We start from the raw sequence: 16,445 nt of genomic DNA, 5'->3' as shown, positions 1-16,445 counted from the left end.
ACTACTTCTCAATGATTAGAAATGAATTCTTTGAACCCGGTACTGAGCCACTCACAACGAGAATGTTCTGCTCAGGTATCACTTTCAGAATACGCAAATTCTGAATCTTTACACGATTGTTACCCATGCGTCCACCCATACGAATGCCTTTGAATACGCGTGATGGGAATGAACAAGCACCAATCGAACCTGGGTGACGGGCTCTGTTGTGCTGACCGTGCGTCTGACCACCTACCCCGGCGAATCCGTGGCGTTTTACAACACCTTGGAAACCACGACCTTTGGCAGATCCTACAACGTCAACAAACTCGCCTTCTTCAAAGATGTCCTGAACGGACAGTGAAGTTCCAAGTTCATGTTCCACTTCGAATTCCTTGAACTCAACCAATTTTTGCTTGGGAGTCGTGTTGGCTTTCTTGAAGTGGCCAATCAGAGGCTGGGAGGTGTTCTTTTCTTTCTTCTCACCAAAACCTAACTGGATAGCTTTATAGCCATCCTTTTCTTCGGACCTAACTTGTGTAACAACACAAGGACCAGCTTGGATCACAGTACATGCCAGAGCCTGCCCGTCAGCATTGTACAAACTAGTCATTCCGATTTTTTTACCAATTAAACCAGACATGTTTGAAATTTAAATTTAGCAGGTAAAAACCCCTTATTCTTTAAAACGGACTGCAAAGGTAGAAAAAACGAATTTTATATCCTAACAGCCCTAAAATATTTCTCGCTGATAATCAGCAAAAAAGGTCAGATGAACGAACATCTGACCTCATTTTTTGAGAAGCTGACTGATTCCTGGGTTAACCATGTGCCTGTCAGGCTTTTCTGAGCTCAGATGTGGTTTCCGGAAGAACCCGGACCTTCATCCAATTTATGTAGTTGGCTTAATGAATAAGCCGGCATTACTATACTTTGATCTCTACATCAACGCCGCTTGGCAATTCGAGCTTCATCAGGGCGTCTACCGTTTTTGCACTCGTAGAGAAGATGTCCACCAAACGCTTGTAAGTACAAAGCTGGAACTGCTCTCTCGATTTCTTGTTAACGTGCGGCGAACGAAGAACAGTGAATTTCTCTGTCTTTGTCGGCAAAGGAATAGGACCGCTTACTACCGCGCCTGTTGCCTTTACTGCCTTAACGATTTTCTCAGCTGATTTGTCAACCAAGTTGTGGTCGAATGACCGAAGTTTGATACGGATCTTTTGATTCATTGTATTTGTTTGTTTCCGGTTCAGAAAATCTCGCCGGGTTGTTCCGGCAATTACACCTGCAAAAGAACCATTTACTTCACAGGCTATATCATAAAAATGCGTTGCAGAATTGCTTCTGCAACGCATTACTTGTATTAAGCTTTAACGAGACCTTTCGCTTTCTCGATAACACCGTCAGCGATGTTATTAGGTACGATTTCGTAGTACGCGAACGTCAGGGATGCAGTAGCACGTCCAGATGACATTGTACGAAGGTCAGTCACGTAACCGAACAATTCAGACAAAGGTACATCAGCCTTGATAACCTGCGCACCGTTACGGGTGTCCATACCGCGCATGATACCACGACGACGGTTCAAGTCACCTGTGATAGGTCCTGTGTACTCGTCCGGAGTCAGAACTTCCACGTGCATGATAGGCTCCATCAATTTCGATCCCGCGTGACGGGCCGATTCTTTGAAACCGATCTTCGCAGCCAATTCGAAAGAGAGTGAATCTGAATCGACATCGTGGAATGATCCATGGAACAAACGCACTTTCATCGAATCCAGAGGATATCCTGCAAGCGCACCATTGATCATCGCAGCTTCGAAACCTTTCTGAACAGGAGCGATGAATTCGCGAGGGATAGCACCACCCACAACTTCGTTCACAAACTGCAAACCTTGTTTCGGCTCTTGTCCCTCTTCGTTATCGTCGCGTGGTCCGATTTCGAAAACGATGTCGGCGAATTTACCACGACCACCCGTTTGTTTCTTGTAAACTTCGCGGTGTTCGTAGTTCTTGGTAAGGATCTCTTTGTAAGCAACCTGAGGAGCACCCTGATTTACTTCCACTTTGAACTCACGACGCATACGGTCGATGATGATTTCAAGGTGAAGCTCACCCATACCTTTGATGATCGTCTGACCAGTCTCTTCGTTAGATTCAACCTGAAGGGTCGGATCTTCTTCGATCAGTTTAGTGATCGCTTTTGAGAAGTTATCGCTATCAGCCGCTTTCTTAGGTTCGATCGCGTAACCGATTACCGGTTCCGGGAACACCATCGATTCGAGAACGATCGGTGATTTTTCCTCAGAAAGAGTATCTCCTGTCTTAATATCTTTGAAACCTACTACCGCACCAATATCACCTGCTTCAAGCTTGTCGATCTGATTTTGCTTGTTAGCGTGCATTTGGAAGATACGGGAGATACGCTCTTTGTTTCCTGAACGGTTGTTCAATACATATGAACCCGATTCAAGCACACCCGAGTAAGAACGGATGAAGCAAAGGCGACCTACGTAAGGGTCAGTTGCAATTTTGAATGCCAATGCACAGAAAGGATCTTTTTCAGACGGCTGACGGCTGATTTCGTTTCCAGTACGTGGATCTGTACCAACGATGCTTTCGCGGTCAAGAGGTGAAGGCAGGATAGCCATCACGTAATCCAGCATGGTTTGAACTCCTTTGTTTTTGAAAGAAGAACCGCAAACCATAGGAACGATCTTCATGCTGATAGTCGCAGCGCGCAATGCAGCAAGAATTTCATCTTCTGTGATCGAATTAGGATCTTCGAAGTATTTCTCCATCAAAGTCTCATCGAACTCAGCAACCGCTTCGAGCAATTTCTCTCTCCATTCAGTAGCTTCTTCCAGCATATCGTCAGGAATAGGCACCTCGGTGAAAGTCATACCTTTATCAGCTTCGTTCCACTCGATACCGCGGAAGTTAACGAGGTCAACCACACCACGGAAAGTATCTTCCGCACCGATAGGTAATTGAAGAGGTACAGCGTAGCTGCCCAGCATTTCTTTCACCTGAGTACAAACTTTCAGGAAGTCGGCACCCGAACGGTCCATTTTGTTTACGAAACCGATACGTGCTACATTATAGTTGTTAGCAAGGCGCCAGTTTGTTTCAGACTGAGGCTCAACACCATCTACTGCACTGAAAAGGAACACAAGACCATCCAATACACGAAGAGAACGGTTTACTTCTACTGTGAAGTCAACGTGTCCAGGGGTATCGATGATGTTGATGTGGTATTTTTCGTCGCGGTAGTTCCAGTTAACAGTCGTAGCAGCGGAAGTAATAGTGATACCACGCTCCTGCTCCTGCTCCATCCAGTCCATCGTAGCAGCACCATCGTGCACTTCTCCGATTTTGTGGCTAACCCCTGCGTAGTAAAGGATACGCTCCGTTGTCGTTGTTTTACCGGCATCAATGTGCGCAGCAATACCAATGTTTCTTGTTAATCTTAAATCACGTGCCATGACAGATGGTGATGTGTTTTTTTATATTCAAAGTGCAATTCAATGCGAAGCTGTTCGAACTTTCCTCTCAGCGTAAACTGCTGGTTTTGAAAATTCAGAGCGCAAAAGTATAAATTGTTGATTATAAAAACAATTAAGGAAAAGTTATTTTTCTCAAAACCATTAAAATAAAAATCGGGAACCCGGACAAACCGGGCTCCCGACCATTTATGTCTGCGCTTTCGCTTAGAAACGGAAGTGCGAGAACGCCTTGTTGGCATCTGCCATACGGTGCGTGTCGTCTTTCTTCTTCACAGCAGCACCTTCACCTTTCGCAGCAGCGATAATTTCGCCGGCCAGACGGTCAACCATTGTCTTCTCGCCACGCTTGCGGGAGTAGTTGATCAACCATTTCATGCCCAGTGACTGCTTGCGCTCAGGACGAACTTCGGTAGGAACCTGGAAAGTAGCACCACCCACGCGACGGCTCTTAACCTCCACGGAAGGAGTTACGTTGTTCAATGCTTTTTTCCATGTTTCCAGACCATTTTCGCTGGTTTTTTTCTCAACCAGTTCCAATGCGTCGTAGAAAATAGTGAAAGCAATGCTTTTCTTTCCTTCGTACATCAGGTTGTTAACGAATTTGGTAACCTGTACGTCCCTGAACTTCGGATCAGGAAGGATATATCTTTTCTTAGGTTTCGACTTTCTCATTTTGTCTTAATGTTTTTTAACGAGGTTTCGTTTTGCAACTTATTCACCCTGAGGTAATGTCAGGATTACTTCCCTTTTATAAGATTTGAATTACTTAATAAAAGCAGAGAGAGTTACTTTTTATTTTTTCTTACCTTTTACTGGTGCTGCCGGAGCTTGTCCTGGTTTCGGACGCTTAGCGCCATATTTAGAACGACGTTGCTTACGACCGTTAACACCTGCGGTATCCAATGCACCACGGATGATGTGGTAACGAACACCTGGCAAATCCTTCACACGACCACCGCGGATCAATACGATCGAGTGCTCTTGCAGGTTGTGGCCTTCACCTGGGATGTAGGCATTCACCTCCTTGTTGTTCGACAGACGAACACGGGCTACTTTACGAAGCGCCGAGTTTGGCTTCTTAGGCGTAGTTGTGTACACCCGGGTGCACACGCCCCTGCGCTGAGGGCATGAATCCAAAGCCGGAGACTTGGATTTCCATGTAATGGTCTCTCTACCTTTACGGACTAATTGTGAAATAGTAGGCATTTAACAATTTGATTTTGATTCGGTTACCTAACCGATCGTTTGTTATATAAACACTTTTCCCGAAAAATCGGACTGCAAAAGTAATAAACCATCCTTGATTTACAAACCGTTAACAACTTTTTTTATCCGTTTCCTACCATTCGTCATCAGGGGTTGTCAGGAAGTGGTCAGGAAATAGCCAGGACGTTGTCGGAGAATGATTAGTAAGTAACCGATGGGTTTTGAGCGAACAGCTGGTTTTGGCGAACAAATGCAGCAGAAATTCACGAAAAGCTCATTTTTCGAATAAAATTCTTCCTATATGGTATCCTGAATTTTATTTCCAATCGTTGTTTATTAGTATTGTTTTTCAGAAACCCAGAGTGCGCGTCGAATCGTTTGATTTTATACTTTACATTATGAAACTTATCCGGAGTTACTTTACTCTCATAGTTTGTTTTGCAATCTGTTTATACTTGTCCGGCTGCAACTCGGCGATGCAAGCTTATAAAGACGGTCAAAAGAAATTTGCAAACGGAGAATATGACCTCGCTATCAAAGGTTTCCAGAAAGCCGCCGAGGCTAATATCGAGCCGGTACAGACGAGCTACCTCATCGCAGAGTCCTACCGCCTCTCCAACCGCTTCAAGGAAGCCATTCCTTACTACAAAAAAGCACTCGACGGAGGCATCACCAATGCCGACGCCCGTTTTCAATATGCTTATGCATTGAAAACAACCGGGGATTATGCCGACGCCTCAGCCCAGTTTTCTGAATTTGCCAAGACGGAAAACGTTCCGCAGAACTTGAAGGACAGGGCATTGCGCGAAATCGAGATCATCCGCATTGCCGACCGTTTGAAAACAACCAAAATGGAAGTCGAGCTGAAAGACCTTCCATTGAATACCGCCGGTTCCGAGTTCGCACCAACCGTTTTGGGTAGTGAGCTGGTATTTTCCGCTTCAAAAAAGGACAAGATTTATACCAACAACGGCCAGCCGATGCTGGGACTTTACAAAATCAATATTGCGTCCGACCCGGGCAATACGCAGGGCAGTCCGGTCTTGTTCAGCCAGGAAGTTTTCGATGCGGAAGCCCACGACGCCTCGCCCGCATTCTCTCCCGATGGCAAGACGCTCGTTTTTGCCAGGAGTAATACGGGTAAGAAAAAAGACAAATCCCCGGATGTGGACCTTTATATGAGCCGTAATATCAATGGCCAATGGACGCCTCCCGCAGTACTTCCCATTAACGACTCGCTCGCATGGGACGGGTCGCCCGCATTCTCCCGCGACGGCAAAACGCTCTATTTCGCCTCCAACCGCGCAGGTGGCGTCGGTGGTATCGACATTTACCGCACGAATATGGATGCTTCGGGCCGGTTCAGCCGCCCGGTAAATATGGGTAAGGACATTAATACGGTCGGCGACGACATGTTCCCGTATGTTGCCGAAGGCGGAAAGCTCTACTTCTCTTCCGACGGCCATCCCGGTCTTGGCAAACTCGATCTGTTTTCTGCCACCAGAACACAGGGCGTGATCACGATAGAAAATATGGGGCTGCCCTTCAATAGTCCGCAAGACGACTTCGGATTGGTATTTTATAAAAACCTGAACAAGGGTTTCTTCGCCTCCAACCGCGACGGCGGCAAGGGTGACGACGACATTTACTACTTCACGGGGCCAGAAGAAGAGGATACGACAACCGTCGCCAGGCACAACGACCCGAACGACCCGCTCAATCCAAACAACCCGAACTACGTTAATGGCAAACGCAAAGTAGTCCGCTACTTCCTCGCCGGAAATGTGATCGCGAATGGCGAGACGCCTACTCCGATTGATTCTGCGGTGGTACATATCCTGCCGGATACATCCGATACCCAGATCGCCGAATTCCCGACCGCGAAAGATGGTAAGTTCGGCAGACAGCCGGTTGAAGAAGGCCAGTCGTACCAGTTGCTCGTTCAGCGCAAAGGCTACATCAGCAAGCGAGAGCCATTCTCGATGTCGGGCCGCAACATTCCACCGATCTTCCTGACCAAAGAATTGACGGATACTACTTTCAATGTGACCATCAAGCTTGACAAGCTGGAACTGAACAAAACCTTCGTTCTTGAAAATATCTATTACGATTTGAACAAATACAATATCCGTCCGGATGCGGCTACCGAACTGGATAAACTCGTTCAAATCCTGAAAGACAATCCAACGATGACCATCGAGCTCAGCTCACACACGGATGCGCGCGCAACCGACGCCTATAATATGACGCTCTCGCAAAACCGCGCCGAGTCGGCAGTTGCTTACCTGAACTCGAAAGGTATCGAAGCTGACAGAATGGAGGCCAAGGGTTATGGTGAAAGAGAACTCATCATTCCAAACGCCAAGACCGAAGAAGAGCACCAGCGCAACCGTCGCACGGAATTCACGATCCTGAGTTATTGATTTACTCAACCATAGGAAAGCCCGCTGTGAACCGATCGGTTTCGCAGCGGGCTTTTTCGTATACTTGCATTAACAATATATCCCAAAGAGTAATTATCAGTTAGTATAAATGGCCCGACGCATTATCTATTGGTTCAGGAATGATTTACGATTAAAGGACAACCAGGCGCTTTCCGCCGCCGTTAACTCTGCAGATGAAATCCTTCCCGTATACGTTTTTGATCCCCGTCAATTCGAAAAAACAAAGCTTGGTTTCCGCAGAACAGGCGCATTGCGCACACGCTTCCTGATCGAATCCATCACCGAATTGCGTGAAAATATCCGGCAAAAAGGAGGAGACCTGCTCATTCGTATTGGTACTCCGGAAACCATCGTTGCCAAGCTCGCCGAAGATTACAATGCCGACTATGTTTACACCAGCAAGGAAATAGCACCGCAGGAAACCCGCATTGAATCTTCCCTCAGTAAAAACCTCAAAACCGCGAACGTCGATATCAAGCTGTTCTGGATGGACACGATGATCAGTGCAACCGATCTGCCCTTCCCTGTATCCAAGCTACCTTCCGGTTTCTCCGACTTTGAACGCTTGTTGAGCAACGACCTTAAAATAAAGGACCAGTTCCCCACACCCGAGGCGATCACATTACCGACCGACTTCGAAGCCGGTGCCATTCCAGGCTTGCCGGAACTCGGGATCGATCCGAATGAAATACCCGCAGAAACTTCGGGCGCCTCACCAGGCGGAGAGCGGCACGCGCTGGCCGTTTTGAAGGATTATGTAGCGCAATACGTCAAAAAGGACATTGCCTATCCTTCCGCAGAACCACTTACCGACACCCGGCTTTCCGATTGGCTTTCGCTGGGCTGCATTTCGGCATCCTACATATATAGAAGTGTAAAAACCGCCCAATCGCATGCGGTAACGGAAGATGCCATTATCACTAACCTGCTAAAAAGGGAGTTCCTGCATTGGACATTGCTCAGGTTTGGCCCGAGGATGTTCAAGCCGAGTGGTGTGAAGCATCATTTCAACCGTCGCTGGAAGAATGATAATGCCGGGTTCCAGAAGTGGGCTGGAGGGGAAACAGATAACCGGGCAATAAATGACATTATCCGGAAGCTAACGAATGCCGGCTTCATTACCGCAGCGGAACGTGAGTTGGCAGCTACGTACCTGGTCGATGACCTGGACATCAACTGGACGTGGGGCGCTATGTACTTCGAAAGCCTGTTGCTCGACTATGAAGCGTCTGTTAACTGGGGTCGCTGGAACAACCTGGCCGGTGTCGGAGAAGATTAATTTACCGGATTTTTACTTCAAAACCCGCCATCCCGCGCTAGCAGGCCCATATTGCCTCAGGGAACCGGTTATGTAGTTTTTCTTAAAGATTTTGTTAGCTTTGGTCAACTTTGAACCACATTCAATAACTCTAAACTGAATATTAAAATGTCAAAAGGACTCATTGCAGTTATCGTCGTTGTTCTGATTCTCGGATTCGTTGGCTGCGGTAAATATAATGGCCTCGTACAGAAAGATGAGGTCGTAAAAGAATCATGGGCCGGAGTGGAAAGCCAGTACCAGCGCCGCGCCGACCTTATCCCCAACCTGGTAAACACCGTAAAAGGTGCCGCCGATTTTGAAAAAAGCACATTGACAGCTGTGATCGAAGCACGTAGCAAAGCCACGCAAACGACGATCAATGCAGATCAGCTTACCCCTGAAAATATTGCCAAGTTCCAGGCCGCGCAGGATCAGTTGAGTGGTTCGTTATCACGCTTGCTCGTTTCGGTTGAACAATATCCGCAGTTGAAAGCCAACCAGAACTTCCTCGAACTGCAAGCTCAGCTCGAAGGCACCGAAAACCGCATTACCGTGGAACGCGGCAAGTTTAACAATGTGGTGAAAGACTATAACCAGGAAGTGCGCACCTTCCCGACCAACCTCTTCGCCGGGGTGTTCGGATTCTCCCAGAAAGGCTACTTCACTGCCGCTCCGGGCTCCGAAAAAGCGCCTACCGTACAATTCTAAGTTTCAGCGCCGGGCCATTACAAAAAGCCCGGCGCAATAGTTTCCAATCATTCGTATCTATCCGGCTCCATGGCAACCGAACCCCTATTTTTCACCGACGAAGAGCAGCAATACATTATTGAGGCAATTCAGGAAGCAGAAAAACAGACTTCCGGGGAAGTGAAAGTGCATATCGAGAAGAGATGCCCTGCCCCCGACGTCATGGACCGCGCCAGGGAAGTATTCCTCTTTTTGCACCTGCACGAAACCGCGGAACGCAACGGGGTATTGTTTTACCTCGCTTACGAGGACCGGAAATTTGCAGTACTGGGCGATAAAGGAATCGATGAAAAGGTAACCGCCAGCTTTTGGGACAGTACCAAAGAGCTCCTGCGCAACCATTTCAAAGCCGGAGAGTTCAAGGAAGGGCTTCGTCATGGTATCATGGAAGCCGGTTTGCAACTCAAAAAACACTTCCCTTACCAGTCCGGCGACATCAATGAACTTCCGGATGATATTTCGTTCGGCCATTAATCCTATGAAGCAATTCCTCATTTACCTATTGCTTGTCGTCACGGCATTTGCCGGTGTGCAGGCGCAGGATATTCCGCCCAAGCCCAATCCGCCAAGGCTCGTCAACGACCTTGCCAACCAGCTCAACCAATCGGAAGAAGCACAACTGGAACAAAAGCTCGTCGCTTACAACGACTCCACTTCCTCACAGATCGTGGTAGCGATCGTTCCTACATTGGGCGACTACCCCATTGCCGACTACGCATTCAAGCTAGGTACCGAATGGGGCGTTGGTCAGAAGGGTAAAAACAATGGTATCATCTTGCTCTGGGCGCCGAAGGAGCGGAAAGTATTTATCGCAACCGGCTACGGCCTCGAAGGCGCGATACCCGATGCGATTGCCAAGCGCATTGTTTCGCAAGTGATCACGCCTCAGTTCAAGGCCGGGCAGTTTTACCAGGGCCTCAACGACGGCGTCGACATGATATTCAAATATGCTTCCGGCGAGTACAAAGCCGATCCGAAGCAGGACAGCGGCGAGGATGGCGGCTTCCCTCCCCTGCTGATTGTCGTGATCATATTCATCATCATCCTGATCTTCATATTCCGTAACCGGGGTGGAGGCGGAGGAGGCAACCGTGGCTATCGGGACCTCGGCATTCCACCGATATTCTTTCCCTACACCACGCATTCGGGCCGTGGCAGCAGTTCCGGCAACTGGGGCGGTGGATTCGGAGGCGGCGACGGAGGTGGATTCGGAGGTTTTGGAGGAGGTAGTTTCGGCGGGGGCGGCGCAGGAGGTGATTATTAGTATTTCAAACAGCAGATAGATAAAAGCGGGTAGAAGCATTAGTCTTCTGCCCGCTTTTGCTTTAAGGTCGGTTTGAACGACGTATACTAGTGGCATGCTTTTTTGTACATATTCCATAAACTATATCACCAAAACCTAAACAAATTTTTATGGAAAGGAAAAGCAATACCGGTCTGGTTGTGGGATTGATCCTGATGACCATTGTGGCCGCAGTGTTCGGATACCTTTATTTTAAGGAACACAACATCACACAAAAGCAGGAAACTGACCTCACAGCCCGGGTTCAGCAACTGGCAGCCTCTGAAATCAAGCTGGATTCTATCTCCAAACAGCTCGACGCACGCATTCTCGAAGTACAGGGATTGGGAGGCGATGTCGCCGAACTGCAAAAAGTGAAAGCCTCCCTCGAAAACGACCGCGCCACTTTACGCAAGGGTAATGCGAACATGGGCCGGAAAATCAAGGAATATGAGGATTTTCTCACCAAAAAGGACACCGAGATCGCCCAGCTTCGGGAAGAAAACCAGCAGTTGATAAGCCAGAACGAAGGCCTTACGCAGGAAAAGACCGAGTTGCAGACCAGCCGCCAGGCAGTACGCGACTCATTAAGCGGCGTCGTTGCCCAGAATACCGAGCTTGAATCGAAAGTAACCATGGCCGCCGCCTTGCGCGCACGTAACGTGAAGGTGTACGCGGTATCGTCCAAAGGTAAGGTACGCGAGGGCGAGAATGTTAAGTCCAAAAGAGTAGACAAGGTACGCGTGGACTTCATTCTCGAAAAGAACCCGCTGACCATTGCTGACAGCAAAACCATTTATCTGCGCATCATCGACCCTTCCGGCGCGACCATTTCGGATACCAAAACCGGCTCCGGCGTTTTTCAGTACAACGGACAGGAACAAGGCTACACGATCAGCAAGGATGTGGCGTATTCCAACAACAATCAGGACGTAAGTATCCTGTACGACCGCGACGCATCATTCACGTCGGGCAAGTACACGATCGAGCTTTACTCCGAAGGATTTTCGATCGGTGAAGGATCATTCTCCGTTAAATAAGCCGGTCATAATACCTTTATTCAGAGCGGTAGCAGTCATTACAAACTGCTACCGCTTTTATTTTGGTGAGTGATTGATATTTTCCCATAATTCCTATCTTGCACGATAAAAACGTTTGTTTACAACCCCAAAAACCAAATAAAACACTTCTCTTTCTATGTCTTCACAGATTTCCCAAAAACACCCCAAAGGGCTGTATGTCTTGTTCTTTGCCGAAATGTGGGAACGTTTCAGCTATTATGGCATGCGGGCCATTCTTCTGCTTTTTCTACTGGATAATATCAAAGGCGGGATGGGAATGAGTGCAGCCGAAGGCACGGCCATTTACGGGCTCTATACCGCTTCCGTTTACTTGCTCACATTGCCCGGCGGCTGGTTGGCAGACAATATCCTGGGCCAGAAAAAAGCGATATGGTACGGAGGTATCGTCATTATGCTGGGGCACATTATCCTGGCAATACCGGCTGGCTCGGCCATATTTTTTCTTGGACTCAGTACGGTAGCCATCGGTACCGGACTTTTGAAGCCGAATATCAGCTCCATTGTCGGCGAGCTATATCCCGAAGGCGGTGCCCGGCGTGATGCGGCGTTCTCTATCTTTTATATGGGTATCAACCTCGGATCGTTCCTTGGGATTGCCATTGTGGGCTATCTGGGGGAAAAGGTCAACTGGCATATGGGCTTTGGCGCGGCGGCCGTCGGCATGTTATTGGGCTTGATCGTTTTCCGGTTCGGCAGCGCTACTTACCTGAAAGGGCTTGGTGATGTGCCGTCCGCGAGGGATACCAGCGAAGAAGCCCCTGTGCCGGTATCGGGCAACAGCAAAATGCTCGGTTACGGATTGATCGCATTGCTGGTCGTGTTCCTGATCGTGTTGCAAACCTCAGGTACTATCAATATGACAACCGCGCAAGGCCTTGCACAGGGTGCCGGCGTCATCATCGTTTCCATTTCTGCCGCCTACTTCCTGTTCATCCTCATCGCAGGCGGGCTTACGCGCGTGGAAAAATACCGCGTCGGCGTACTGATCATCCTGTTCCTAGCTATTGCATTGTTCTGGGCGGGTTATGAGCAGGCAGGCACCTCCTTGCAAATCTTCGCTGAACGCCATACCCAGCGCATGATCGGTGGATGGGAAGTACCGTCCAGCTGGTTCCAGAACTTCCAGCCTACTTTTGTATTGATTTTCGCACCGGTGCTCGCGAGCCTTTGGATATCGCTTTCTTCCAAAAACCGTAACCCTTCTATTCCCGTCAAATTTGCGATGGGTTTGATATTGCTCGGTCTGAGCTTCTTTGTGATGGTTGCAGCTTCGAATATCGCGGTGAAAGGGGAACTCGCTTCTCCGTTTTTCCTCACATTTACCTACTTCCTGCACACGATCGGCGAGCTTTGCGTGAGCCCTGTCGGGTTGAGTTCTTATACCAAATTGGCGCCTAAACGTTATGTGAGCCAGTTGATGGGTATCTGGTTCGTGGGCGCGTCGCTCGGTAACCTCATTGCCGGGCTCTTCGCGGGAGGTTTCGATGAATCGAATATTATGCAAATGCCGGCGCTGTTCAATCAGGTAGCCATTATTACTACTATTTTCGGCCTCGTTCTGCTTGCATTCTGGAAGCCGATCAAAGGCTGGATGGGTGGCATTCACTAAGTCTTTTTATATACTTCAAAAACAAATACATCAAAAAATGAAATCAGCCGCATTCCGTGCTGCCGCTTTGGCCCTTGTAGTGAGCCTGGCAGGATGTAAAAAAGAAAAGGAAGAAACCGACACCACCAAAGTGCCTGGCTTCGAATTGAGCTCGCTCGACTCGACGGCCCAGGCCTGCAACGACTTCGATGCCTACGCCAATGGTGGTTGGAAAAAGAAAAACCCGATCCCCGGTACCGAAAGCCGCTGGGGCGCATTCGGTATCCTGGATAAGGAGAACAAGGAGGTTCGTCTGAAAGGCATTATCGAAGAAATCACCAAAGTTCAGGACCGCAAGAAAGGTACCGAAGAGCAGCAGATCGCCGATTACTACCAGTCGTTCCTCGATACGGCGACCGTCGAGAAGCGTGCATTGGAACCGCTGAAGCCTTACCTCGACAAAATCAATGCGGTAGCTTCGCTGAAAGACCTCGCGGCAATAGCTGGCGAAATGCAGAAAGTAGGCGTGGAAACCGTGACCGGCTTCGGTGTGGAGGGTGATTTGAGAAACAGCAAAGTCAATATCCTCTACCAGGGCCAGGACGGCCTCAGCCTCGGCGAGCGGAGCTACTACGACCGAACCGATTCCAGCACCGTGAAGGTGCGCGGCGAGTTTGTGAAGCACGTCGACAAGATGTTCTCAATGGCCGGCTTCCCGGAAGCTAATCCCGGCCAGACCGTCCTTGATTTCGAGACCAAAGTCGCAAAGCTGCAACTAACCAATGTGGAGCTGCGCGATCCCGTGAAGACCTACAACAAAATGGCCTTCGCCGATTTCGAAAAGCTGATCCCCGATTTCGACCAGAAGGCATTTGCAGATAAACAGGATGTCAAAACCGACACTTTAATTGTTCAGAACAAACCTTATTTGCAAAACCTGAACAAACTTTTGAAAGCCACGCCGATCGCTACATTAAAATTGTATTCCAAATGGCAGTTGCTCTCAAACTTCGCAGGCTTTTTGCCCAAAAAATACGACCAGGAAGATTTCCGCTTCTTCGCTACCGTAATGCGTGGTACCAAGCAGCAGAAAGGCCGTGTGGAACGCGCGATCCGCTCGACCGATGGTTTGCTGGGTATGCCGCTGGGTAAGCTGTTCGTAAAGAAATATTTCCCGGAAGAAGACAAGAAGAAGGTTTCCGAAATGATCGAGAACGTGCGCACGGTGTACGGCGAGCGTATCGACAAACTGACGTGGATGAGCGACTCTACCAAGGCAAAAGCGCATAAGAAGCTGAAAGCATTTACCTACAAAATCGGCTATCCCGACAAATGGAAGGATTATTCGTCGATCGAAATCGCGCCGGATAAGCTATTTGAAAACGTCATCGCAGCTTCGCTTTTCCAGCACAAAGAGCAGGTCGAGAAAATCGGCAAGGAAGTTGACAAAAAAGAATGGCTCATGACACCGCAGACCGTGAACGCCTATTACAATCCACTGAACAACGAGGTGGTATTCCCGGCCGGTATCCTGCAACCGCCATTCTACAACCGCAATGCCGACGATGCGATCAATTACGGAGGCATAATCGCTGTGATCGGTCACGAGTTCACCCACGGTTTCGACGACCAGGGCTCGCAATTTGACGATGAAGGCAACCTCAAAAACTGGTGGACGACTTCCGACCGTGCCAATTTCGACAAGCTGACCAAACGCTACATCGACTATTTCAGCGGTATCGAAGCATTGCCAGGTTTCAAGATCAACGGTGCATTGACCATCGGCGAGAACGTAGCCGACCTCGGCGGCTTGACACTAGCCTACTATGCTTTGGAAAAATCATTCAACGGAAAAGAGCCCGTACCGATCGACGGATTTACCTGGAAACAGCGCTTCTTCCTCGGCTGGGCTCAGGTATGGCATATGAACACCACCGACGAGGCATTGCGCAACCAGGTGCAAACCGACCCGCATTCACCCGCCCGCGATCGGATCAACGGCCCATTGCCGCATTTGAAGGAGTTCCAGGCGGCCTGGACGTGCCCCGCCGGCAGCAAGATGATATTGCCGGACTCGTCGAGGATTGTGATCTGGTAATTTGTCAGCCTGAGGCTGACAACCAAATCACATTTGATGCGACCTTATCTCATTTACCTGCCAGATATTTGTTCCGATAAGCGCTCGGACTACACCCCTTAGCCTGCCTGAATTGGCGGGCTATATTTTTGCTATCCCCCAGCCCCATATCCAGCGCAATTTCGAATACCGACATATCCGTATCGAGCAGTTTCTGTGTGAATTTCTCTATCCGCAGGTTGAAAATGTATTTGTAAATGGGGTAGCCGGTTATTTCCAGGAAACGCTTTTCCAATGCCCGGCGCGAGAGTGGGACCTGCTTTACTACTTCATCCACATGCAGGTTCTTGTCGATATTCTGGTGGATGTATTTCAATGAAGAGGCAATATGGTCGTCATTCGTGGCATATATATCCGTTGAATGCCGTGTGATAACCTGTGTAGGCCGGACGATCACGTCATAATATTCATTAGTACCGTGCTTGATCATGTGATCGAGCAACTTCGCGGCATCGTAACCACCCTTTTCCACATCCAATGCAATGCTCGAAAGTGGCGGATCGGAGAGGTCGCAGAGCATTTCATCATTATCCACACCCAAAACTGCCACCTCCTCGGGTATGCGTATGCCTACGTGCCTGCACGCCTCCGTAATGTGCTGGCCCTGGTTATCGTCGCACGTCATGAGGCCAATCGGCTTGGGCAGCGATTTCAGCCAGCGGCTCAGTGAGCTGGGCTTATAAAACCAGAGCTCCGTCGACCGCGCCTTTTTATGTTCGAAATAATGCACTTTGTGGCCCTTCTTGCGCAAATGCTCTTCAAAACCTTCCGCGCGCTCACGCGACCATACGATGTCATTGAAACCGTAGAATGCGAAGTTGGTGAAACCTTTTTTGAGAAAGTAATCGGCACCCATTTGCCCGGCTTCACGGTAGGCACCGGTAATGTTCGGGATTTCGGTAAAACGCTCCTTGAAGTCCTGCGCAATCACCGGGATGCCTGCGCGCAGGATTTTATCGATTTCCTTATTATACAATTGCCCGACAATACCGTCGGCGCCCCATTCCTCTGCCCATTTCAAAATCCCGTCGATCCCGATTGTTTCGCGGTGAAAAAGCGGCATCCGGCAGAATATCCACGGCCCGAATTCTTTGGAATACGCATTGATCCCCTTCATCAGGCTTTTGCTGTATTCTTCGGCAAAATCGAGGAGGAGAATGATTTTGTACATA

General features: G+C 48.8%; 14 protein-coding genes. 8 read left to right on the top strand and 6 right to left on the bottom strand.

The features are described from left to right. Position 1 precedes the first annotated feature (1 nt). The 5 genes from rplC to rpsL all read right to left on the bottom strand — a co-directional run bounded on the left by rplC (position 2) and on the right by rpsL (position 4,693). On the bottom strand, positions 2-622 hold the full coding sequence (gene rplC / locus BMW93_RS19275) for a 50S ribosomal protein L3 (protein ID WP_090380004.1): 621 nt from the start codon (positions 620-622) through the stop codon (positions 2-4). Positions 623-905: 283 nt separating this feature from the next. Then, positions 906-1,211: a 30S ribosomal protein S10 gene (gene rpsJ, locus BMW93_RS19270; protein WP_015813787.1), complete on the bottom strand. Its 306-nt coding sequence runs from the start codon at positions 1,209-1,211 to the stop codon at positions 906-908. 134 nt (positions 1,212-1,345) lie between these two features. Beyond that, positions 1,346-3,466, bottom strand: coding sequence for an elongation factor G (fusA, locus tag BMW93_RS19265; protein ID WP_090380002.1), 2,121 nt, complete (start codon positions 3,464-3,466; stop codon positions 1,346-1,348). Positions 3,467-3,691: 225 nt separating this feature from the next. Then, positions 3,692-4,159, bottom strand: a complete 468-nt coding sequence (gene rpsG / locus BMW93_RS19260; protein WP_019941733.1) for a 30S ribosomal protein S7 — start codon at positions 4,157-4,159, stop codon at positions 3,692-3,694. A gap of 120 nt (positions 4,160-4,279) precedes the next feature. Then, on the bottom strand, positions 4,280-4,693 hold the full coding sequence (rpsL, locus tag BMW93_RS19255; RefSeq protein WP_026350530.1) for a 30S ribosomal protein S12: 414 nt from the start codon (positions 4,691-4,693) through the stop codon (positions 4,280-4,282). A 476-nt stretch (positions 4,694-5,169) separates the two neighbouring features. On the opposite strand from rpsL, the gene BMW93_RS19250 reads away from it, so the two are divergent. From BMW93_RS19250 to BMW93_RS19215, 8 genes are all read left to right on the top strand, one after another. Continuing rightward, positions 5,170-7,116 carry an OmpA family protein gene (locus BMW93_RS19250; protein WP_090379999.1) on the top strand — a complete coding sequence of 649 codons (1,947 nt, stop codon included), beginning with the start codon at positions 5,170-5,172 and terminating at the stop codon, positions 7,114-7,116. A gap of 109 nt (positions 7,117-7,225) precedes the next feature. Further along, positions 7,226-8,416 (top strand): deoxyribodipyrimidine photo-lyase, encoded by a 1,191-nt coding sequence (locus BMW93_RS19245; protein WP_090379997.1) that lies wholly within the window; start codon positions 7,226-7,228, stop codon positions 8,414-8,416. 147 nt (positions 8,417-8,563) lie between these two features. Next, positions 8,564-9,145: a LemA family protein gene (locus BMW93_RS19240; protein ID WP_090379993.1), complete on the top strand. Its 582-nt coding sequence runs from the start codon at positions 8,564-8,566 to the stop codon at positions 9,143-9,145. Between the two features lie 69 nt (positions 9,146-9,214). Further along, the gene (locus tag BMW93_RS19235; RefSeq protein WP_090379990.1) at positions 9,215-9,658 is read left to right on the top strand and encodes a TPM domain-containing protein; all 444 of its coding nucleotides are present in this window, start codon (positions 9,215-9,217) and stop codon (positions 9,656-9,658) included. 4 nt (positions 9,659-9,662) lie between these two features. Further along, positions 9,663-10,448 (top strand): YgcG family protein, encoded by a 786-nt coding sequence (locus tag BMW93_RS19230; protein ID WP_090380759.1) that lies wholly within the window; start codon positions 9,663-9,665, stop codon positions 10,446-10,448. Positions 10,449-10,597: 149 nt separating this feature from the next. Then, on the top strand, positions 10,598-11,506 hold the full coding sequence (locus tag BMW93_RS19225) for a hypothetical protein (RefSeq protein ID WP_090379988.1): 909 nt from the start codon (positions 10,598-10,600) through the stop codon (positions 11,504-11,506). 157 nt (positions 11,507-11,663) lie between these two features. Beyond that, positions 11,664-13,157 (top strand): peptide MFS transporter, encoded by a 1,494-nt coding sequence (locus tag BMW93_RS19220; RefSeq protein WP_090379985.1) that lies wholly within the window; start codon positions 11,664-11,666, stop codon positions 13,155-13,157. Positions 13,158-13,194: 37 nt separating this feature from the next. After that, positions 13,195-15,234: a M13 family metallopeptidase gene (locus tag BMW93_RS19215; protein WP_090379982.1), complete on the top strand. Its 2,040-nt coding sequence runs from the start codon at positions 13,195-13,197 to the stop codon at positions 15,232-15,234. Positions 15,235-15,283: 49 nt separating this feature from the next. Here BMW93_RS19215 and BMW93_RS19210 read toward each other — a convergent pair whose 3' ends face one another. Continuing rightward, on the bottom strand, positions 15,284-16,444 hold the full coding sequence (locus tag BMW93_RS19210) for a DNA-binding transcriptional regulator (protein WP_090379979.1): 1,161 nt from the start codon (positions 16,442-16,444) through the stop codon (positions 15,284-15,286). Position 16,445 lies beyond the last annotated feature (1 nt).

This window comes from Dyadobacter sp. SG02, assembly GCF_900109045.1.
GTDB lineage: Bacteria > Bacteroidota > Bacteroidia > Cytophagales > Spirosomataceae > Dyadobacter.
This window is presented reverse-complemented; position numbering and strand designations above follow the sequence as displayed.

Excerpts from the sequence above, each read along its gene's own strand:
- rpsG (WP_019941733.1), bottom strand. The coding sequence starts at position 4,159 with ATGAGAAAGTCGAAACCTAAGAAAAGATATATCCTTCCTGATCCGAAG.
- BMW93_RS19230 (WP_090380759.1), top strand. The coding sequence starts at position 9,663 with ATGAAGCAATTCCTCATTTACCTATTGCTTGTCGTCACGGCATTTGCC.
- BMW93_RS19235 (WP_090379990.1), top strand. The coding sequence starts at position 9,215 with ATGGCAACCGAACCCCTATTTTTCACCGACGAAGAGCAGCAATACATT.
- rpsJ (WP_015813787.1), bottom strand. The coding sequence starts at position 1,211 with ATGAATCAAAAGATCCGTATCAAACTTCGGTCATTCGACCACAACTTG.
- fusA (WP_090380002.1), bottom strand. The coding sequence starts at position 3,466 with ATGGCACGTGATTTAAGATTAACAAGAAACATTGGTATTGCTGCGCAC.
- BMW93_RS19215 (WP_090379982.1), top strand. The coding sequence starts at position 13,195 with ATGAAATCAGCCGCATTCCGTGCTGCCGCTTTGGCCCTTGTAGTGAGC.
- rpsL (WP_026350530.1), bottom strand. The coding sequence starts at position 4,693 with ATGCCTACTATTTCACAATTAGTCCGTAAAGGTAGAGAGACCATTACA.
- rplC (WP_090380004.1), bottom strand. The coding sequence starts at position 622 with ATGTCTGGTTTAATTGGTAAAAAAATCGGAATGACTAGTTTGTACAAT.
- BMW93_RS19225 (WP_090379988.1), top strand. The coding sequence starts at position 10,598 with ATGGAAAGGAAAAGCAATACCGGTCTGGTTGTGGGATTGATCCTGATG.
- BMW93_RS19210 (WP_090379979.1), bottom strand. The coding sequence starts at position 16,444 with ATGTACAAAATCATTCTCCTCCTCGATTTTGCCGAAGAATACAGCAAA.
- BMW93_RS19240 (WP_090379993.1), top strand. The coding sequence starts at position 8,564 with ATGTCAAAAGGACTCATTGCAGTTATCGTCGTTGTTCTGATTCTCGGA.
- BMW93_RS19245 (WP_090379997.1), top strand. The coding sequence starts at position 7,226 with ATGGCCCGACGCATTATCTATTGGTTCAGGAATGATTTACGATTAAAG.
- BMW93_RS19250 (WP_090379999.1), top strand. The coding sequence starts at position 5,170 with ATGCAAGCTTATAAAGACGGTCAAAAGAAATTTGCAAACGGAGAATAT.
- BMW93_RS19220 (WP_090379985.1), top strand. The coding sequence starts at position 11,664 with ATGTCTTCACAGATTTCCCAAAAACACCCCAAAGGGCTGTATGTCTTG.